The sequence below is a fragment of the Streptomyces sp. SDT5-1 genome (genome assembly GCF_052245995.1).
Taxonomy (GTDB): domain Bacteria; phylum Actinomycetota; class Actinomycetes; order Streptomycetales; family Streptomycetaceae; genus Streptomyces.
This window is the reverse complement of the sequence record NZ_CM125963.1, coordinates 4,605,478-4,625,096: the sequence shown is the minus strand read 5'-3', so window position 1 is coordinate 4,625,096 and position 19,619 is coordinate 4,605,478. Positions and strand designations below refer to the sequence as shown.

Annotated in this window: 19 protein-coding genes; 15 read left to right on the top strand and 4 right to left on the bottom strand. The window is 71.1% G+C overall.

The features are described from left to right. Positions 1-110 precede the first annotated feature (110 nt). The 12 genes from mshD to pstB all read left to right on the top strand — a co-directional run bounded on the left by mshD (position 111) and on the right by pstB (position 14,078). Complete coding sequence (mshD, locus tag ACTWJ8_RS21300) at positions 111-1,031, top strand: mycothiol synthase (RefSeq protein WP_356375802.1); 921 nt, start codon at positions 111-113, stop codon at positions 1,029-1,031. 134 nt (positions 1,032-1,165) lie between these two features. Beyond that, on the top strand, positions 1,166-1,576 hold the full coding sequence (locus ACTWJ8_RS21295; RefSeq protein WP_356375805.1) for a GntR family transcriptional regulator: 411 nt from the start codon (positions 1,166-1,168) through the stop codon (positions 1,574-1,576). After that, positions 1,573-2,469 carry an ABC transporter ATP-binding protein gene (locus ACTWJ8_RS21290; protein ID WP_443260025.1) on the top strand — a complete coding sequence of 299 codons (897 nt, stop codon included), beginning with the start codon at positions 1,573-1,575 and terminating at the stop codon, positions 2,467-2,469. The genes ACTWJ8_RS21295 and ACTWJ8_RS21290 overlap by 4 nt, the downstream gene beginning before the upstream one ends. Beyond that, positions 2,466-3,464: a hypothetical protein gene (locus ACTWJ8_RS21285; RefSeq protein ID WP_443260024.1), complete on the top strand. Its 999-nt coding sequence runs from the start codon at positions 2,466-2,468 to the stop codon at positions 3,462-3,464. Before ACTWJ8_RS21290 ends, ACTWJ8_RS21285 begins: the two co-directional genes overlap by 4 nt. Further along, positions 3,461-4,402 carry a hypothetical protein gene (locus ACTWJ8_RS21280; RefSeq protein ID WP_443260023.1) on the top strand — a complete coding sequence of 314 codons (942 nt, stop codon included), beginning with the start codon at positions 3,461-3,463 and terminating at the stop codon, positions 4,400-4,402. The genes ACTWJ8_RS21285 and ACTWJ8_RS21280 overlap by 4 nt, the downstream gene beginning before the upstream one ends. A gap of 1,390 nt (positions 4,403-5,792) precedes the next feature. Then, entirely contained in the window at positions 5,793-8,216 is a 2,424-nt protein-coding gene (locus ACTWJ8_RS21275) for an RNA degradosome polyphosphate kinase (protein WP_356375815.1), read from the top strand. After that, entirely contained in the window at positions 8,197-9,255 is a 1,059-nt protein-coding gene (locus ACTWJ8_RS21270; protein WP_443260022.1) for a CHAD domain-containing protein, read from the top strand. The genes ACTWJ8_RS21275 and ACTWJ8_RS21270 overlap by 20 nt, the downstream gene beginning before the upstream one ends. Further along, the gene (locus ACTWJ8_RS21265; RefSeq protein WP_443260021.1) at positions 9,252-9,698 is read left to right on the top strand and encodes an NUDIX hydrolase; all 447 of its coding nucleotides are present in this window, start codon (positions 9,252-9,254) and stop codon (positions 9,696-9,698) included. The genes ACTWJ8_RS21270 and ACTWJ8_RS21265 overlap by 4 nt, the downstream gene beginning before the upstream one ends. 226 nt (positions 9,699-9,924) lie before the next feature. Continuing rightward, positions 9,925-11,052 carry a phosphate ABC transporter substrate-binding protein PstS gene (gene pstS / locus ACTWJ8_RS21260; RefSeq protein WP_443260020.1) on the top strand — a complete coding sequence of 376 codons (1,128 nt, stop codon included), beginning with the start codon at positions 9,925-9,927 and terminating at the stop codon, positions 11,050-11,052. A gap of 112 nt (positions 11,053-11,164) precedes the next feature. Continuing rightward, on the top strand, positions 11,165-12,175 hold the full coding sequence (pstC, locus tag ACTWJ8_RS21255; protein WP_356375826.1) for a phosphate ABC transporter permease subunit PstC: 1,011 nt from the start codon (positions 11,165-11,167) through the stop codon (positions 12,173-12,175). Continuing rightward, positions 12,172-13,254, top strand: coding sequence for a phosphate ABC transporter permease PstA (pstA, locus tag ACTWJ8_RS21250; RefSeq protein WP_356375829.1), 1,083 nt, complete (start codon positions 12,172-12,174; stop codon positions 13,252-13,254). The genes pstC and pstA overlap by 4 nt, the downstream gene beginning before the upstream one ends. A 47-nt stretch (positions 13,255-13,301) precedes the next feature. Continuing rightward, positions 13,302-14,078 (top strand): phosphate ABC transporter ATP-binding protein PstB, encoded by a 777-nt coding sequence (pstB, locus tag ACTWJ8_RS21245; protein WP_356375832.1) that lies wholly within the window; start codon positions 13,302-13,304, stop codon positions 14,076-14,078. Between the two features lie 169 nt (positions 14,079-14,247). Here pstB and ACTWJ8_RS21240 read toward each other — a convergent pair whose 3' ends face one another. Further along, complete coding sequence (locus tag ACTWJ8_RS21240) at positions 14,248-15,246, bottom strand: inorganic phosphate transporter (RefSeq protein ID WP_356375834.1); 999 nt, start codon at positions 15,244-15,246, stop codon at positions 14,248-14,250. Positions 15,247-15,255: 9 nt separating this feature from the next. Next, complete coding sequence (locus ACTWJ8_RS21235; RefSeq protein WP_356375837.1) at positions 15,256-15,876, bottom strand: DUF47 domain-containing protein; 621 nt, start codon at positions 15,874-15,876, stop codon at positions 15,256-15,258. Between the two features lie 208 nt (positions 15,877-16,084). Between ACTWJ8_RS21235 and ACTWJ8_RS21230 the strand changes: the two genes are divergently transcribed. Next, positions 16,085-16,444 carry a metal-sensitive transcriptional regulator gene (locus ACTWJ8_RS21230; RefSeq protein ID WP_356375840.1) on the top strand — a complete coding sequence of 120 codons (360 nt, stop codon included), beginning with the start codon at positions 16,085-16,087 and terminating at the stop codon, positions 16,442-16,444. Between the two features lie 64 nt (positions 16,445-16,508). Here ACTWJ8_RS21230 and ACTWJ8_RS21225 read toward each other — a convergent pair whose 3' ends face one another. Both ACTWJ8_RS21225 and ACTWJ8_RS21220 read right to left on the bottom strand, forming a co-directional pair. Beyond that, on the bottom strand, positions 16,509-16,697 hold the full coding sequence (locus ACTWJ8_RS21225; protein ID WP_356389931.1) for a hypothetical protein: 189 nt from the start codon (positions 16,695-16,697) through the stop codon (positions 16,509-16,511). A 108-nt stretch (positions 16,698-16,805) separates the two neighbouring features. Continuing rightward, positions 16,806-17,657: a hypothetical protein gene (locus tag ACTWJ8_RS21220; protein ID WP_443260019.1), complete on the bottom strand. Its 852-nt coding sequence runs from the start codon at positions 17,655-17,657 to the stop codon at positions 16,806-16,808. 118 nt (positions 17,658-17,775) lie between these two features. Between ACTWJ8_RS21220 and ACTWJ8_RS21215 the strand changes: the two genes are divergently transcribed. Both ACTWJ8_RS21215 and ACTWJ8_RS21210 read left to right on the top strand, forming a co-directional pair. Next, complete coding sequence (locus ACTWJ8_RS21215; RefSeq protein WP_356389927.1) at positions 17,776-17,934, top strand: hypothetical protein; 159 nt, start codon at positions 17,776-17,778, stop codon at positions 17,932-17,934. Between the two features lie 70 nt (positions 17,935-18,004). Then, positions 18,005-19,582 carry an FAD-binding oxidoreductase gene (locus ACTWJ8_RS21210; protein ID WP_443260018.1) on the top strand — a complete coding sequence of 526 codons (1,578 nt, stop codon included), beginning with the start codon at positions 18,005-18,007 and terminating at the stop codon, positions 19,580-19,582. Positions 19,583-19,619 lie beyond the last annotated feature (37 nt).

The window sequence follows — 19,619 nt, the reverse complement described above, 5'->3', positions numbered from 1 at the left end:
CAAAGTCCGCGATGGAGCGGCGGGGCCCGTGGCGGAGCCCACCGGCGTCGAGCACGGCACCGCGCGACAGGGCCCCGCTCCGGGCGGAGCCCGGTCGTACCCTCGTAGCCATGACCAGCGACCCCGCCCTCACCGATCCCCGCCGGATCGACACCCTGACCTCCTTGACCGCCGACCAGTCCTCCGCCGTCCTCGACCTGCTCGCCGAGGCCGCCCGCACGGACGGCCAGCAGGCCGTCTCCGAACAGGGCCGGCTGCAACTGCGGGGCGGCGAGCGCGAGGGCGTACGGCACCTCCTGCTCACCGTCGGCGACGAACTGGCCGGATACGCGCAGCTGGAGGACACCGACCCGATCGAGGCCCCGGCCGCCGAACTGGTCGTGCGCCCCACGCACCGCGGCCACGGCCACGGCCGGGCGCTCGGCAACGCGCTGCTCGGCGCGTCCGGGAAGCGGCTGCGGGTGTGGGCGCACGGCGGGCACAGCGCGGCCCGCCACCTCGCGCAGGTACTCGGCCTGACGCTCTTCCGTGAACTGCGCCAGATGCGGCGCCCGTTGGAGAACCTGGACCTGCCCGAGCCGGTGCTGCCGGAGGGCGTACGGATCCGTACGTTCGTGCCGGGACAGGACGACGCGGCGTGGCTCGCGGTGAACGCGGCGGCGTTCGCCCACCATCCGGAGCAGGGCTCGCTCACCCAGCGCGACCTGGACGACCGCAAGGCCGAGCCGTGGTTCGACCCGGCGGGCTTCTTCCTGGCCTTCCGCGGCGACGAGCTGGTCGGCTTCCACTGGACGAAGGTGCACGCGCAGGAGCGGCTCGGCGAGGTGTACGTCGTCGGGGTGGCGCCCGCGGGCCAGGGCGGCGGCCTCGGCAAGGCGCTGACGGCGACGGGCCTGCGGCACCTGGCGGCGGCGGGCCTGCCGACGGCGATGCTCTATGTCGACGCCGACAACAAGGCGGCGGTCAGCGTGTACGAGCGACTGGGTTTCACTACGTACGAGACGGACCTGATGTACCGGACCGAGTCCTGACCTCCTGAGCTTTCTTACCGCTCCTGACCTGGGGTTTTACCGGTCGGGGCGGGCCCGAGGGGGCGGTGTCGCTTGACGCCGCCCCCTCTCTTGCATCACCCTTTCACTACTTGATTAGTGAAAGGGGGTACGCCGTGGCACAGGACCCGGTCATCGAATTCCGCATCGACCGCCACACCGGCGTCGCCACCTACCTCCAGATCGTCCACCAGACCGAGCACGCACTGCGGCTCGGCCTGCTCGAGCCCGGGGACAAGCTGCCCACGGCGCGCGAGGTCGTCGAGGCGACGGCGATCAATCCGAACACCGTGCTGAAGGCCTACCGCGAGTTGGAACGCTCCGGTCTCGTCGAGGCCCGGCGCGGCCTCGGCACATTCGTCCGCGCGACGCTCGGCTCCGGCACCGCCGACTCACCGCTGCGCGCGGAGCTCGACGACTGGGCCGCCCGGGCGAAGGAGGCGGGCCTCGACCGCGAGGACGTCGAGGCCCTGTTCGGCAGCGCCCTGGAGGCGCACTTCGGCACCACGACCAAGGGGACTTCATGAGCACGGCCATCGAGGCGCACGGCCTCGTCAAGCGCTACGGACGGCGGGGAGCCGCGGCCCTGGACGGCTGTTCGTTCCGGCTGCCCGCGGGCCGGATCAGCGCACTCGTCGGGCCGAACGGGGCGGGCAAGTCGACGCTGCTGACCCTCGCCGCGGGACTCGCCCGGCCCACGTCGGGCACCCTCTCCGTACTCGGCGCGACCCCCGGCACGCACCGCGCGAAGGTCGCCCACCTCGGCCAGAGCAAGCCCCTCTACCCCCAGCTGTCCGTCGCGGACACCCTGCGGATGGGCGCCGAGCTCAACCCGGACCGCTGGGACGCCGCGTACGCGTCGAAGATCGTCGAGCAGGGCGAGCTGGACCCCAAGGCGCGCGTCCGCTCGCTCTCCGGCGGCCAGCGCACCCGCGTCGCGCTCGCCCTCGCCCTCGGCAAGCGCCCCGAGCTGATGCTGCTCGACGAGCCGATGGCCGACCTCGACCCGCTCGCGCGGCACGAGTTGATGGGCACGCTGATGGCGGACGCGGCCGAGCACGGCACGACCGTCCTGATGTCCTCGCACATCGTCACGGAGCTGGCCGACGCCTGCGACCACCTGCTGCTGCTCGGCGGCGGCCGGATCCGGCTCGGCGGCGGCATCGACGACCTGATCGGCGCGCACAGCCTGGTCACGGGCCGCGGCGACCTCGCCCCGCACACCGTCGTCGAGTCCCGGCCCTCCGGCCGCGGCCAGACCGCCCTGATCCGCAGGGACGGACCCGTCGGCGAGGGCTGGCAGGTCCAGGAGCCCTCCCTGGAGGAGCTGATCCTCGCCCACCTCCGCTCCCCCGACGCCCCGCCGCTGCTCACGCCGAGCACCACGGCGGACCAGGACCGTACGGAGGTGACCGCATGAGCAGCGCCCCGACCCTCGACAAGCCGGACGCCGTGCGCCGCACCAGGCCCGGACCGGACGGACTGGTGTGGACGGTCCTGCGACTGCACCGCGGCGCCGCCTGGGTGTGGATCGGCTACGTGCTGGTCAGCCTCGGCCTGCTGCTGTGGCTGTGGGGCCCCGGCTCCTCGGACAGCCAGGCGGCGTTCGACCGGCTCGGCTACCGAGGGGCGCAGGACGAGGCGTGGCGGGGACTCTCCTCGTTCATCCCCTTTTTCGGCAGCTCCTTCGACTCCCTCTTCTACCAGCCGCTGACACTGACCCGGATCGCCGCGTGCGTCATCGCCGTGTTCGCGGCGGGCCCGCTGATCGCCCGTGAACTGGAGCAGGGCACCGCCCAGTTGGCGTGGACGCAGTCCGTCACCCCGATCCGCTGGCTGGCCGCGAAACTGACCGTGCCCGCGTTCCTGATCACGGTCGGCACGACCCTCGTGGTCATCCTGTACCGCCTGGTGTGGGACGGGCGGAACCATCTGCTGGTCGCCGGCATCGGCCCGCGCGACTTCGACTTCTCCGTCGGACCCGCGACGGTGGCGAACGCGCTGTTCGGGCTGGCCATTGGCGTCCTCGCGGCCCTCGTGCTGCGCCGCACGCTGACCGCCGCGGTCGTCGCCGGGGTCGTGACGTACCTGGTGGGCGCGTTCCGCGGCAACTCGTGGCCGCTCCAGGGCAGTTACCAGCAGCCGGAGATCCCCGTGCACAGCAAGGCGATCACGTCGACGGGGGCGGAGATCCCCAACCCGGACTGCTTCACGCGGAGCTGCCTCGACAAGCACGACATCACCGGCTTCACCCGCCACTACCTTCCCTCGCCCGACTACTGGCCGCGCCAGCTCGCCGAGACCGGCGTCCTGCTCGGGCTCACCGCACTGGCCGTCGTCGCCGCGTTCCTCGTGCTGCGCCGCTTCCAGCCGGAGCCGCCGACCGCCCCGCTCGCCAAGGAGGCCACCGCATGAGCGCCACCACGATGTCCTTCGGTCTGCCCCGCACCGTCCTGCGGCTGCACCGCATCGCGGCCTGGCTGTGGATCGCGTTCGTCGCCGTGACGGGGGCGCTGCTCCTGTGGCTGTGGGGGCCCGGCACGTCCGGCCTCGACATCACCGGGCACTGCGACGCGGCGGTGGCCAACTCCTGCGTCGCGAAGGGCGCGACGGCCGACACGTACCACTACGCCCTCACCCTCGCCGACACCCTCATCACGCTGGTGCCGCTGGCGGCGGCGGTGTTCGCGGGCGGCATCCTCATCGGCCGCGAACTCAGCAGGGGCACGGCCCAGTTGACGTGGACGCAGTCGGTCACGCCCGTCCGCTGGCTGGCCACGAAGCTGCTGCTTCCCGCGACGTTCCTTCTGGTCGGCACCACCATCCTGGTCCTGCTCCGCCGACTCGTCGCCTCGGCGGCGCCCGGACTCTCGGACAACCGTTGGCACAGCTCGGCGGGGGCGTTCGACGCGCTCGGCCCGACGGCGGTCGTCATGCCGCTGCTCGGCCTCGCCATCGGTGCGGTCGTGGCGCTCCTGGCCCGGCGGACGCTGCCGGCCTCGGCGTACTCGCTGCTCGTCACGGGTGTCGTGATCAGCGTGCTCGACGCGGTCCGGGATCGGCTGTGGCCGACGGTCACGGTCACCGGTGATCTGCGCGAGGGCTACCCGTACTTCGCCGGTTCCCTGATGTCCGAGGGGGCGCTCACGGGTTCCGGGGCGCGGGTCGCGGACCCGATGTGCGTGGACGACAACGCGTGCCTCACCTCGCACAACATCACCGGCTTCTACCGCGAGGGCCACCCCCCGTCCCACTTCTGGCCCCTCCAACTCATGGAATCCACCCTCACCCTCCTCCTCACCGGCGCGGCGACGGCCACGGCCTTCTACATCCTCCGCCGCCGCACCCGCTGACGGGCCCTCCGGGGGCCGGGCGTCTCCGGGTGGGCGGGCCTCGCCGGGGGCGGGCCCTTTTGCCGGGTCCCCGCCCCCCTTTCCCGGGCCCTGGCCATCTCGCCCGGGCCCGCCGATCTCCCACCCACCCGCCCCCTCCGGGGGCTCGGCCCCCGTGGGTTGCGCCCCCGGGGCTCCGCCACGAACCCACCGCCACACCCGGGCAGCCCGGCACCGAGGCCACCGGCCTCCCGCGCCCGACGACTGGCCCATCACCCAGCCCCGCCCGGCGCATCTCTCCGGCCCTCCGCGCGTCTCCTCCGAAGCCCCGCGCGTCACCTCCGTGCCTCCGCCCATCTCCCACCCGCCCGCCCCCTCCGGGGACTTGGCCCCACGGGTCCCGGCACGAGAGCTGCCGCCACAACGGGTTGCGCTCGCCCTCCGGGCTCGTCCCCAATCGCCGGCCGGCTCCATATGTCCCGCAGGCAGGGGCAACGGCGAGCCTCAACGAATCAAACGCTCTGGGTCCCCCTCCGGACAGAATCCTGGGCCCGAGGCGAGCCCGGAGGGGGCGGTGCAGGTCGGTGATTGAAGCCCCTACGGCGATTGAGCAGCGGGGTCCGGGGCAGAGCCCCGAGGCCGCAACCCCGGTGTCGCACATCGATAGACGCCGAACCTCACGCGGCTCCACACACGGAGGCCGAGCCCCGAAGGGGCCGGGCGTAGGTGACGTGCTGCGGAAACTGAACGGGATCCTGACCCGTCGGGGTCGGCCAGAACCTCGGATCAGCCTCTGGGCGACGGGCGGAGGCACAGAGGAGACGCGCGGAGGAGCCGGGCAGGCGGCAGGTGGGCGCGGCCCGCGACGTGGGGCGACGGTGCGGGTCGGCAAATCAAGCCCCTGCGGCGATTGAGCAGCGGGGTCCGGGGCAGAGCCCCGAGGGCGCAGCACCGGTGCCGCGGACCGGGACGGTCCAGCCGGCCAGGTGGCGTCACCCACGGGGGCCGAGCCCCCGGAGGGGGCGGGTGGGTGGGAGATGGGCGGGCGGCGAAGCCGGCGTGAGGCCGCGGGCGGCGACACCCCGGCAGCCCCCGGAACCCCCACCCTGCGCAACAATGCCCCCACCCGGCCCCCGGCCTACCCCGCACCCACCCCCGGACAACGCCCCCGGCCCCAGCCGCCGAACCACAACAACCCGGACCCGGCCCCCGGCCCACCGCCCCAGAACCCAGACCCCCACCCCGAACCACCCCACCCGGGCCCCGGCCCCCCGCAACATCACCCCCCGCCGCCCCACCCCCGGTCGACCGCCCCCACGCCCCCCGAAAACCCCCGGAGGGCCGCGTGGGGATGGCTCTGACGTCATGTCCTCGTAACCGTCGATTCAGACGGACTTGCGAGGCTCACGGAATGCAGCCCCCCGCCCCCGACCCCTCCGAGCCCGCCCCCCGCGGCCTGAGGCTCGCCCCCGCGCCCTCCGACGCCGTCGGCGCGCCCCGGTCGGCCCCCACGCGGAAGAATGGGGCCATGAGCCAGCCGAACGCAGCCCAGGACCAGACGACCGACACTGCTCCGGCCCCCTCGGCCGCGCAGCCCCAGCCGTCCGTGGGGTCGCTCGCCGCCCACCGGCCGCACCCCGTGGCCACGGGAGAGTACGACCTGGCCGCGGCGAAGCTCGCCGGCATCGTCGCCGACATCGACGCCGACCCGGACGACTACGCCGAGGACTACGCGGACCAGGAGGGCGCCGAACTGCCCCAGGGCCGTTTCCTCGACCGCGAACGCAGCTGGCTCGCCTTCAACGAACGCGTCCTCGAACTCGCCGAGGACCCGAACACGCCCCTCCTGGAGCGCGCCAACTTCCTGGCGATCTTCGCCTCGAACCTCGACGAGTTCTTCATGGTCCGCGTGGCCGGCCTGAAGCGCCGCATCGCGACCGGCGTCGCCACCCGTTCGGCCTCCGGCCTCCAGCCCCGCGAAGTGCTGGAACTGATCTGGAACCGGTCCCGCGAGCTCATGGCCCGGCACGCCGCCTGCTACCAGGACGAGGTCGCCCCGGCCCTCGCCGACGAGGGCATCCACGTCGTGCGCTGGAACGAGCTGACGGAGAAGGAGCAGGCCCGGCTCTACACGCTGTTCATGCAGCAGATCTTCCCGGTGCTCACCCCGCTGGCCGTCGACCCCGCGCACCCCTTCCCGTACATCTCGGGGCTCTCGCTCAATCTCGCGGTCGTCGTCTCGAACCCGGTCTCGGGCCACCGCCACTTCGCCCGGGTAAAGGTTCCGCCGCTGCTCTCCCGCTTCCTGGAGGCCTCGCCGCAGCGCTACGTCCCGATCGAGGACGTCATCGCCGCGCCCCGCCACCTCGGCGAGCTGTTCCCCGGCATGAAGGTCGAGGAGCACCACATGTTCCGGCTGACCCGGAACGAGGACCTGGAGGTCGAGGAGGACGACGCCGAGAACCTGCTCCAGGCCCTGGAGAAGGAGCTGATGCGGCGCCGCTTCGGGCCTCCGGTGCGCCTGGAGGTCGAGGAGACGATCGACTCGGACATCCTCAGCCTCCTCGTGAAGGAGCTGAAGATCAGCGAGGCCGAGGTGTATCCGCTGCCGGGTCCCCTGGACCTCACCGGTCTCTTCTCCATCGCGGGCATCGACCGCCCCGAGCTGAAGTACCCGAAGTTCGTGGCGGGCACCCACCGCGATCTGGCGGAGGTCGAATCGGCGTCGGCGCCCGACATCTTCGCGGCGCTGAAGAGCCACGACGTGCTGCTGCACCACCCGTACGACTCGTTCTCCACCTCCGTGCAGGCCTTCCTGGAGCAGGCCGCCGCCGACCCGGACGTGCTGGCGATCAAGCAGACGCTGTACCGGACCTCGGGCGACTCGCCGATCGTGGACGCGCTGATAGAGGCCGCGGAGGCCGGCAAGCAGGTGCTCGTCCTGGTCGAGATCAAGGCCCGTTTCGACGAGCAGGCCAACATCAAGTGGGCCCGCAAGCTGGAGGAGGCCGGCTGCCATGTCGTCTATGGTCTCGTCGGCCTGAAGACGCACTGCAAGCTGTCGCTCGTCGTACGGCAGGAGGGCGAGCAGCTCGTCAGGTACAGCCATGTCGGCACCGGCAACTACCACCCCAAGACCGCACGTCTGTATGAGGACTTGGGGCTGCTGACCGCCAATCAGGAGGTCGGCGCCGACCTGTCCGACCTCTTCAACCGGCTGTCCGGCTACTCGCGCCGCGAGACGTACCGCCGCCTTCTCGTCGCCCCCAAGTCCCTTCGTACGGGCCTGATCACGCGGATCGAGAAGGAGGTCCAGCACCACCGTGCGGGCCGCCCCGCGTACGTCCGTATCAAGGTCAACTCGATGGTCGACGAGGCCGTCATCGACGCGCTCTACCGTGCCTCGCAGGCGGGCGTCCCGGTCGACATCTGGGTGCGCGGCATCTGCGCGGTACGTCCGGGGGTCGCGGGCCTTTCGGAGAACATCCGGGTCAGGTCGGTGCTCGGCCGGTTCCTGGAGCACTCCCGGGTGTTCGCCTTCGGCAACGGCGGCGAGCCCGAGGTCTGGATCGGCAGCGCCGACATGATGCACCGCAACCTCGACCGCCGCATCGAGGCCCTGGTCCGCGTCGAGGACCCGGCCCACCGCGCGGCGCTCAACCGGCTGCTCGAAACGGGGATGTCCGACACCACTGCCTCCTGGCACCTGGGCCCGGACGGCAACTGGACCCGGCACGCGATCGACTCCCAGGATCCGGCCGGTCGACCCCTGCGCAACGTACAGGAGATGCTCATAGACGCCCGGAGGCGCCGGCGTGGCACAGCGACACCTTGACTCCAGCGAGCCGCTGAACAGGAACGACGTCGATGTCCTGGGGTGTTATCTGCGCTCCAGGGCCACCGAGTTCCTGCGCTCGCTGCGGCAGCACCGGGAGAGCGGGGCGGCGGGGGACACGGCGGACGCGGCGCGTGCGTTGCGGCGGGCCGCGCGGCGGATCAGCGGGACCCTGCACACGTTTCGGCCGTTGCTCGACACGGAGTGGTCGGACGCGTTGCGGCCGGAACTGGCGTGGTTGTCGGGGACGTTGGCGCGCGAACACGCGTACGCGTCCCGCCTGGACCGGTTGAGTTCGGCGCTGCACGCCCTGTCCTCGGCACCCGCCCCCACGCCACGGGGCTCCGCCCCGGACCCCGCTGCTCAATCGGCGCAGGGGCTTGATCTTCCGCACCGTACGTCACGTCGGCCCCCGGCGCCGCGCGCCGATACGTCGGGCCCGGCCCCGGCTCCCGGCCCGGAACGGGAGACCTTGAGCCTCGGTGCGGCCAAGGCGTCCGCCCTGCTCGAGCGCCAGCTCACCCTCGCCCGCACCAGGGCCCACAGCACCGCCCTCCAGGCCCTCGGTTCCGCCCGGTTCCACGCGGTCGCGGACAGCGTCGCCGTGCTCGCCAGCGACGTGCCATTGGCCCCGACCGCGACCGCCGACACCGACCTGCGCAAGCTCGCCGCGGAGGCGGAGGCCCGGCTCACGGAGGCCGCCACCGCCCTGCACCACAGCAGCCACCCGTACAACGCGGACGCCGACGCGACCTGGCACCACGTGCGCCTCCTCCTGCGCCTGCACCGCTACGCCCGCGAAGTGCTGCCGGACGCCCCCATGGACGTACGGCTGCTCGACGCCGCGGACGCCCTGAACGCCCACAGGGACGCCGCCGAGGCCGCCGCCGCGGCGGCCCACGCGGCCCGCACCCCCCGCATCGCGCCCACGACCGCGTACGCCCTCGGTGTGCTCCACGCCGATCAGCGGCACGAGGTCGCGGCCGCCAGGATCGCGTTCGGACAGGCATGGCAACGACAGACGGTGGGCTCCCCATGACCACGTACGACGACGACAACAGGACGGTGCTCGCGGCGGGTTGTGTGCTGTGGCGGCGCGCGGCCGCCCAGCACGGCGACGGCGACCGGGACATCGAGATCTGTCTGGTGCACCGGCCCAAGTACGACGACTGGTCGCACCCGAAGGGCAAGCTCAAGCGCGGCGAGGACACGCTGGCGGGCGCGCTGCGCGAAGTGCGCGAGGAGACGGGACACGACTGCGTGCCGGGCGCCGTCCTCCCCACGGTCCGCTATCTCGCGAACGGCCGTCCCAAGCAGGTGCGTTACTGGGCGGCGGAGGCCGGCACCGGCTGTTTCACGCCGAACCGCGAGATCGACCGCATCGTCTGGCTCACGCCCACCGCGGCCCGCTCCCGCCTCACCCAGCCGCGGGACCGCACGCTCGTCGACGCCCTGCTCGACGCCCTCCACACCACCGGATGACCACGTTCCGTAGCCGTACCGTGACCTAACCGCACCGCCCGCTTAGGTTCACCCGGCGTTCACTCGCGTCCATCGGCCACTTCACCTGATCTGCCTAATTTCAGCCTTACGCGGTGAGTCCCCGGCACCCGGGAACACCCCGCCGCTCCACTGAAATCCAACCGCAGACATCGCACGCCGCCACAGAGAAAAGAAGGCCGGCGGCTCCTGGAAGGAACATCCGAAGGTGAAGCTTCAGCGCAAGAACCGGCTCCGCGCCCTCTCCCTCGGCGCTCTCGCCGTCTCCGGCGCCCTGGCCCTCACGGCGTGCGGCTCCGACGACACCAGCGGCGGTTCGGGCGGCACCAGCCCCGCCGCCAAGGCCGGCAACATCAAGTGCGACGACGCCAAGGGCCAGCTCCTCGGCATCGGCTCGTCCGCCCAGGCCAACGCCATCGACGCCTGGCGCCAGGCCTACGCGCAGGCCTGCCCCGACGTACAGCTCAACTACAAGCCGGACGGCTCCGGCGCCGGCGTCACCGCCTTCAACCAGGGCCAGGTCGCCTTCGCCGGTTCCGACTCGGCGCTCAAGCCCGAAGAGGTCACCGCCTCGAAGAAGGTCTGCAAGGGCGGCCAGGGCATCGACCTGCCGATGGTCGGCGGCCCGATCGCCGTCGCGTTCAACGTCTCCGGCGTCGACAACCTGACGCTCGACGCCAAGACGCTGGCGCAGATCTTCGACTCGAAGATCACCAAGTGGAACGACCCGGCGATCAAGAAGCTGAACCCGGACGCCAAGCTGCCGTCCACCAAGATCCAGGCGTTCCACCGCTCCGACGAGTCCGGCACCACGGACAACTTCACCAAGTACCTGAAGGCCGCTGCCCCGAGCGACTGGAAGTACGAGGGCGGCAAGGCCTGGCAGGCCAAGGGCGGCCAGTCCGCGCAGGGCTCCTCCGGCCTCGCCCAGCAGGTGAAGCAGACCGACGGCACCATCTCCTACGTCGAGCTCTCCTACGCCAAGGACGGCGTGAAGACCGTCGACATCGACACCGGTGCCTCCAAGCCGGTCAAGGCGACCACGGAGAACGCCTCCAAGGCGATCGCCGACGCCAAGGTCGTCGGCACGGGCAAGGACCTCGCCCTGGACCTGAACTACGCGACCAAGGCCGAGGGCGCGTACCCGATCACCCTGGTCACGTACGAGATCGTCTGCGACAAGGGCAACAAGGCGGAGAGCCTCGCCGCCACCAAGTCGTTCCTGAACTACACCTCGTCCGAGGAGGGCCAGGCCGCCCTCTCCGACCTGGGCTACGCCCCGATCCCGGCCGAGATCAACAAGAAGGTCCGCGAGACCGTCGCGAGCATCAGCTGACCCAGTGTGCGGGCCGCTCCCACCGGAGCGGCCCGCACCGTCCGGTGCACCGCCGCCAGAAGCCCCGCAACCCCTCCGAACAGGACCGGGGCTTCGCAGACCGGAGAATCCCATGGACATAACCACGCAATCACCGGCGCCACCACCGGCGCCCACCGAGCGCCCCTCGCCCGCCGAGCAGAAGCGCGCCGCCCGCGGCGCCACCCGCCCCGGAGACCGGGTCTTCCTCGGCCTCTCGCGCGGCTCGGGCATCCTGCTCCTGGTGATCATGGCCGCCATCGCGGTCTTCCTGACCTACCGCGCCTCGCTGGTCCTCTCGAAGAACGAGGGCAACTTCCTCACCACCTTCGAGTGGAACGCGACCGCGAACCCGCCGGTCTTCGGCATCGCCGTCCTCGCCTTCGGCACGATCGTCACCTCGATCATCGCCATGGTGATCGCGGTCCCGATCGCCGTCGGCATCGCGCTCTTCCTGACGCACTACGCGCCGAAGAAGCTCAGCGGCCCCATCGCCTACGTCATCGACCTGCTGGCCGCCGTGCCGTCGATCGTCTACGGCCTGTGGGGCGCGCTCTTCCTCGTACCGCACATGACCGGGCTCTTCCACTGGCTCGACGACTACTTCGGCTGGACCGGGATCCTCGACTACCAGGGCGGCGCCCCGCGCACCCTGCTGACCGTCGGCATCCTGCTGGCCATCATGATCCTGCCGATCATCACCAACGTCTCCCGTGAGGTCTTCCGGCAGGCGCCCCAGATGCACCAGGAGGCGGCCCTCGCGCTCGGCGCGACCCGCTGGGAGGTCATCCGGATGTCGGTGATCCCCTTCGGCCGCTCCGGCGTCATCTCCGCCTCGATGCTCGGCCTCGGCCGCGCGCTCGGCGAGACGATGGCCGTCGCCACGGTCCTCTCCCCCGACTTCCTGATCCACACCAGCCTGCTCGACCCGGGCGGCGGCACCTTCGCGCAGAACATCGCCGCGAAGTTCTCCGAGGCCAACGACCAGGGCCGCGACGCCCTGATCGCCTCGGGTCTGGTCCTCTTCGTCATCACCCTGCTGGTGAACGGCGCGGCCCGCCTGATCATCGCCCGCCGCAAGGAGTACTCGGGGGCCAACGCATGAGCAACGCAACCGTTCCCGTCCAGAAGCCGGACGCGCCGAAGCCGCCGAGCACGCTGAGCGCCGCGCGCCTGCCGCGCTGGTCCCCGTGGGCCATCGCGATCGGCTCGGTCGCCGCGGGCTGCGCCATCGGCCTCGGCGCCGGTCTCAGCAGCCGCATCCAGTGGGGCCTGATCGCGGCCCTCCTCTTCGTCCTCGTCTCGTACGCGCTCGCCGCCAAGGTCGAGGGCCGCCGCCAGGCCAAGGACCGCCTCGCGACCAGCGTCGTCTGGGTCGCCTTCATCCTGGCCGTGGTCCCGCTCGCCTCCCTCGTCTACGAGACGATCGCGCGCGGCATCAAGGTGCTCGACCCGTTCTTCCTGACCCACTCGATGGGCTTCATCACCGCGTACCAGCCGGGCGGCGGCATCTACCACGCCATCCTCGGCACGCTCGAGCAGGTCGGCATCGCCACCGTGATCTCGGTGCCGATCGGCATCCTCACGGCGATCTACCTGGTCGAGTACGGCCGCGGGAAGCTCGCGAAGGCCGTCACGTTCTTCGTCGACGTGATGACCGGCATCCCGTCGATCGTCGCGGGCCTGTTCATCCTGTCCTTCTGGATCCTGATCCTCGGCTTCGGCTTCTCCGGCTTCGCAGGCTCGATGGCGCTGTCCATCCTGATGATCCCGGTCGTGGTCCGCTCCACCGAGGAGATGCTCAAGCTCGTCCCGAACGAGCTGCGCGAGGCCTCCCTCGCCCTCGGCGTCCCGAAGTGGCGCACGATCCTCAAGGTCGTCCTGCCGACGTCGATCGGCGGCATCACGACCGGCGTGATGCTGGCCATCGCCCGTATCGCGGGAGAGACCGCCCCGGTCCTGCTCCTGGTCTTCGGCAACCCGCTGATCAACGGGAACCCCTTCGAAGGCCCGCAGGCCTCGCTGCCGCTGTACATCTACCAGCAGTACGCGAGCAGCGGCGGCAGCCAGGCGGCGTACGACCGCGCCTGGGCCGCGGCCCTGGTGCTGATCGCCTTCATCATGATCCTCAACCTCGCGGCCCGCGGCGTAGCCCGCTGGAAGGCCCCGAAGGCCGGTCGCTGACGCGGCCCCCACCAACTCAGCGACGTATCGGAAGTGAAGTACTAGTCATGGCCAAGCGAATCGACGTAAGCGGACTCACCGCCTACTACAGCGCCCACAAGGCGATCGAAGACATCTCGATGACCGTCGAGCCCCGCTCGGTGACGGCCTTCATCGGCCCCTCCGGCTGCGGCAAGTCGACGTTCCTGCGCACCCTCAACCGGATGCACGAGGTCACCCCCGGCGGCCGCGTCGAGGGCAAGGTGCTCCTGGACGACGAGGACCTGTACGGCTCCCACGTGGACCCGGTCGCCGTGCGCCGCACGGTCGGCATGGTGTTCCAGCGCCCCAACCCGTTCCCCACCATGTCGATCTTCGACAATGTGGCGGCGGGCCTGCGGCTCAACGGCAGCTACAAGAAGTCCGAGCTGGCCGACATCGTCGAGAAGTCCCTCAAGGGCGCCAACCTCTGGAACGAGGTCAAGGACCGCCTCAACAAGCCCGGCTCCGGCCTCTCCGGCGGTCAGCAGCAGCGCCTGTGCATCGCCCGCGCCATCGCGGTCGAGCCGGACGTCCTGCTCATGGACGAGCCCTGCTCCGCCCTCGACCCGATCTCGACCCTCGCCATCGAGGACCTGATCGGGGAGCTGAAGGAGCGCTTCACGATCGTCATCGTGACGCACAACATGCAGCAGGCGGCGCGCGTCTCCGACCGCACCGCGTTCTTCAACCTCGCCGCGGTCGGCCAGCCCGGAAAGCTGGTCGAGATCGACGAGACGGAGCGCATCTTCTCCAACCCGTCCGTCCAGGCCACGGAGGACTACATCTCCGGCCGCTTCGGCTGACATCCGATCTCCCCGCGGTGCTGCATGGCGGTGCCACCACGGGGACCGGAAAGGGCCCGCCCCCCGGTTGGGGGGCGGGCCCTTTCATGTTCTTCGGGGGCGCGGGTAACTGCGCAACCTCAGCCACGGCGGAGCGAAACCCGGCGACGACCGCCACCGGCACCACCGCCTAGCCGAACGCCAGCCACACCACCCCGTACGCCGCGGCAGCGACAAGCGCCGCGGCCGGCATCGTGATGAACCAGCCCACGACGATGTTCTTGGCGACACCCCAGCGAACCGCGTTGACCCGCTTCGTGGCGCCCACACCCATGATCGCCGAGGTGATCACATGCGTCGTCGAGATCGGCGCGTGGAACAGGAACGCCGAACCGAACATGATCGACGCACCCGTGGTCTCGGCCGCGAAGCCCTGCGGCGGATCCAGCTCGATGATCTTGCGCCCGAGCGTCCGCATGATCCGCCACCCACCGGCGTACGTACCGGCCGACAGCATCACGGCACAGACGATCTTCACCCAGACCGGGATCGGGTCGTCGAACGACTCGTGGCCGCCGATGACGAGCGCCATGACCACGATGCCCATGGTCTTCTGCGCGTCCTGGAGGCCGTGCCCGAGCGCCATGCCGGCCGCCGAGACGGTCTGCGCGATCCGGAAGCCGCGCTTGGCCTTGTGCGGGTTGGCGCGCCGGAAGATCCACATGATGATCGTCATCACCAGGTAGCCGACGACGAGGCCGATCACCGGCGAGGTGAACATCGGGATGACGATCTTCTCCCACACCCCGGACCAGTAGACGGAGGTGCCGCCCGCGAGGGCGGCACCGACCATTCCACCGAACAGGGCGTGCGAGGACGAGGAGGGAAGCCCGAAGTACCAGGTGATGAGGTTCCAGACGATCGCGCCCGCGAGCGCGGCGAAGAGAATGCCCATCCCCTTGTCGCCGACGGGGGTCGCGATGATCCCCTCGCTCACCGTCTTGGCCACGCCGCTGCCCAGGAAGGCACCGGCGAGGTTCATGACGGCGGCCATGGCGAGCGCCGCACGGGGCGTGAGGGCGCGCGTGGAGACGGAAGTGGCGATGGCGTTCGCGGAGTCGTGGAAACCGTTCGTATACGTGAATCCAAGCGCGACGCCGATCGTCACGATCAGGGAGAACGTGTCCATGAGCCGGCCTCAGGACTCCTTCACGGCGATGGTCTCCACCGTGTTGGCCACGTGCTCGAAGGCGTCGGCCGCCTCTTCCAGCACATCGACGATCTGCTTGAGCTTCAGCACCTCGATGGCGTCGTACTTGCCGTTGAAGAGCGTCGCGAGCAGCTTGCGGTGGATCTGGTCGGCCTGGTTCTCCAGACGGTTGACCTCGATCCAGTACTCGGTGAGGTTGTCCATGGTGCGCAGATTGGGCATGGCCTCGGCGGTCAGCTCGGCCGCCCGGGACAGCACCTCGATCTGCTGCTCCACGCCCTTGGGGAGCTCCTCGACCTGGTACAGCACGACGAGGTCGACGGCCTCCTCCATGAAGTCCATGATGTCGTCCAGGGACGACGCGAGGTTGTAGATGTCCTCGCGGTCGAACGGCGTGATGAACGAGGAGTTGAGCTGGTGGAAGATCGCGTGGGTGGCGTCGTCACCGGCGTGTTCGGCTGCCCGCATCCGCTCCGCGATCTCGGCCCGGGCGGAGGAATCCGCCCCGAGCAGTTCCATCAGGAGCTTCGAGCCCGTGACGATGTTGTCCGCGGACGCGGCGAACATGTCGTAGAAGCTCGTCTCCCTGGGGGTCAGACGAAAACGCACGTGGGGTCCTCGGGGTGCTCTGGATTGGGTCAGGCTGATGCTAGGCGCATCATCCGGCCACGGCTAACCGGCGTCTCCCCAGTGTCGCCCATCGGGCACAGTGATCAGCACTGGGCCCTGCCGAGCCGGGACGAACCGGGTCGATCCACGGAAAATCCGGTACCATATACCCGCAGGGGGTATAGGAAGCCACGGGAGGACGGACGCGATGACGACTGACGCGACACAGACGGAAAAGCCTGCTGTGCCGGAAACGGCCGAGATCGTGACCGACCACGACCGCGGCATCCACGGGTACCACCATCAGAAGGACGAGCACCTCAAGCGGCTGCGCCGGATCGAGGGGCAGATCCGCGGCCTCCAGCGGATGGTGGAGGAGGACGTCTACTGCATCGACATACTCACGCAGGTGTCGGCCTCCACGAAGGGCCTCCAGTCCTTCGCGCTGCAACTCCTGGAGGAGCACCTGCGGCACTGCGTCGCCGACGCCGCGCTCAAGGGCGGGGACGAGATCGACGAGAAGGTCGAGGAGGCCACGAAGGCGATCGCGCGCCTGCTGCGCACCTGATCGCCCCGACGCCGCTACGAGAAGGTGGTGCGCCCCAGCGGGGGCGCACCACCTTCTCGTCGTCTCAGTCCCGGTCGTCGTCCGGGCCGCCCGGCGACGTCTCGGCGACCCGCAGCACCTCGTCGATCCGGTCCACGCTGAGCCGCCCCTCGGAGACGGCGGACGCCGCGATGATCAACTCACCGCACAGCTCGATCTCGTCGAGGGCGACGTGGTCCTGCACCGCCGTACCACCCACGGGAGCCACGTCCATCACCTCTTCCTGCCGCGTGACCTACAGCCGATGGCCGACTTCCTAGAGTAGGGACCGGCTCACGCCCCGCGCATGGCACGGAAGAACCATTTCCGGCCCCCGAGGGGCCTACGGACGGGTCTCGGCGACCTTCCCCGCGAAGATGTCCCGCTTGGCGGGCAGCCGGACCTCGACCGGCTTCCCGAACGCCCGGTACAGCGTGGTCGACGTCACGGCCACGTCCTTCTTCCGCTCCCCGTTGGCGAAGCTGAAGCGGTGCACGACCTTGCGGATCAGGCCGGCCTCGTCGAGGTAGACGTCGAACGGCACCTGCCGCTTGCGGAACCCTTTCGCCGCCGCGGCGAGCGCCCCCTTCTGCTCCGGCGACGCGGCCTTCGCGGCGGCGGCGAGGTCCACCACCCCCTCGAAGTGCCGGGTGGGCACGCCCGCGACCTCGGTCTCCGGCCGCTCCGTCACCTCCCGCGCGCCCCGCAGCAGTTCCGCCGCCGCGAGCGGATCGGTGGCGCCGCCGGTGACCAGGTTCCCGTCCGTCAACGCCGTGACGTCGACGCGGACCCACTTGTCGGCCGGCACTCCGGCGCCCCGGTTCTTCATGTAGAGCGCGCCGGGCGCGAGCAGTTCGGTGATCGGCCGGTGCTCCTCGTCGCCCGCCGCGTCCTGCGGGAGCCGCACCCGTAGCTCGCCCACGCCCTCGCGGTAGTCGTAGCCCCCGTCGCCGTGGATGGTGACGCGGGTCCCGCCGCTGGCCATCTCCATCGACGTACGCGCCCGTGAACTGCCCTCGCGGACCAACCGCTCGGCGGCGCCGCGCACGGACTGCGTCGGATCCCCGTTCCGCTCCCCGCCGGCCGCGCCGCCCCCGCAGCCGCCGACGCCGGTCACCACCGTGGCCACAGCAACCGACACCACCGCCGCCCGCACCCGAGGACCCGACGTGCTCCCGTGCTGCTGCACCACCATCGCTGGTCCGCCCCCAAGCCTTTCCGTGCGTGTGCGGCCGCTGTCGACGGGGTTAACGACGAGTAGGGTCGACCGTCACGCGAACGGGGGGTTTACATCGGGTCGCTACGGTGGCCGGGTGGCACAACAGCACGCGCATTCGACGACCGTCGTGGAACAGGGCCGCTTCTGCCTGGCCCGCTGCACCTGCGGCTGGCGGGGACCGGCCCGGCGCGCCCGCAGCAAGGCCCGTTCCGACGCGGACGAACACATCGGCTCCGCGGGCACGGCGGCCTGACGGAACCCGCGGCCCCCTGACGACGTCTCGTACCTCGGGAAGCGAACTGGTGGCCGAGGGAGACGACCGCATGGAACGGCGCACGTTCATCACGGCATCGGCCGCCGCGCTCACGACGGGCGTGCTGAGTGCCTGCTCCGGCGGGGGCTCGGCGGGCGGCGACCCCTCGGCGTCGTCCGGCTCCTCGGCCCCGATCCGGTCCACGAGCGCGAGCGCGTCCTCCGCGGTGCGGGCCGCGGCGGACCTCGACGGCCTCGCGAAGGACCTCGACGGCTCCCTCGTGCGCCCGGGACAGTCCTCCTGGGCCGCCGCACGGCAGCTCTACAACACCCGCTACGACTCCCTGAAGCCGCGCGCCGTCGCGTACGTGGCGGGCGCCGACGACATCCGCACCACCCTCGCGTACGCCCGCGCCCGCAAGGTCCCGCTGTCGATACGCAACGGCGGCCACTCGTACGCCGGTTGGTCCTCGGGCGACGGCCACCTGATACTCGACGTCTCCCGCATGAAGTCCGTCCGCGCCTCGGGGAACGGGGCGGTGGTCGGCGCGGGCGCCAAGCTCATCGACGTCTACCGGGGCCTCGCCGCCAAGGGCGTCACGATCCCGGCGGGCTCCTGCCCCACCGTCGGCGTCTCGGGCCTCACCCTCGGCGGCGGCCACGGCGTCGTCTCGCGGGCGTACGGCCTCACGTGCGACAGCCTCACGCAGGCGACGCTGATCACGGCGGACGGCAAGGAGATCACCGCGGACGCCGACACGCACAAGGACCTCTTCTGGGCGCTGCGGGGCGCGGGCAACGGCCAGTTCGGCGTCGTGACGGAGCTGCGCTACCGGACGCACCCGGCGCCGCAGGGCGTCTCCGCGTACATGACCTGGCCGTGGTCCAAGGCGGCGACGGTGCTCAAGGCGTGGCAGAAGTGGGGCCCGGACCAGCCCGACGAGATCTGGTCGTCGCTGCACATCGCCGGGGCTCCCGGCGCCGCGCCGACGATCTCGGTCGCGGCCTTCTCGCTCGGCACGTACACCGAGCTCCAGAACGCGGTGGACCGTCTCGCCGACGGCCCCGGCGGCCCGGGACCCGCCGCCTCGGTCTCCCTCAAGCGCCGCTCGTACGAGGAGTCCATGGAGGTGTACGCGGGCTGCTCGGCCTTCGCGGAGGACGCCCAGTGCCATCTGCCGGGCGCCGTGCCGGGCCGCTCCGGGCAGGGCGCGCTCCAGCGCGAGACGTACGCGGCGGCCTCCGACTTCTTCGACCGGGACCTCTCGGACGCGGGCGTGCGGGCGCTGCTCAAGCAGATGGAAGGCATCACGGCGGGGGCCGGTTCGGTGGCGCTCACGGCGCTCGGCGGCGCCATAAACCGCGTGGACCCGACCGCGACCGCGTTCGTCCACCGCCGCTCGCGGATGCTCGCGCAGTACATCGTGTCGTGGCGCCCCGGCACCTCGGGCGCGAGCGCCCGCCGCTGGCTCTCTTCGGCCCACGCGGCGATGCGCCCGTACGCGTCGGGCGCGGCGTACCAGAACTACGCGGACGCCACCCTGAAGAACTGGAAGCAGGCCTACTACGGGCCCGCCACGGCCCGTCTGACGAAGGTGAAGCGCACGTACGACCCGACGGGGTTCTTCGCCTTCCCGCAGGCCCTGTAGGCCTCCTGACGGGCCGCCGGGTCACCCGAAGGACCGG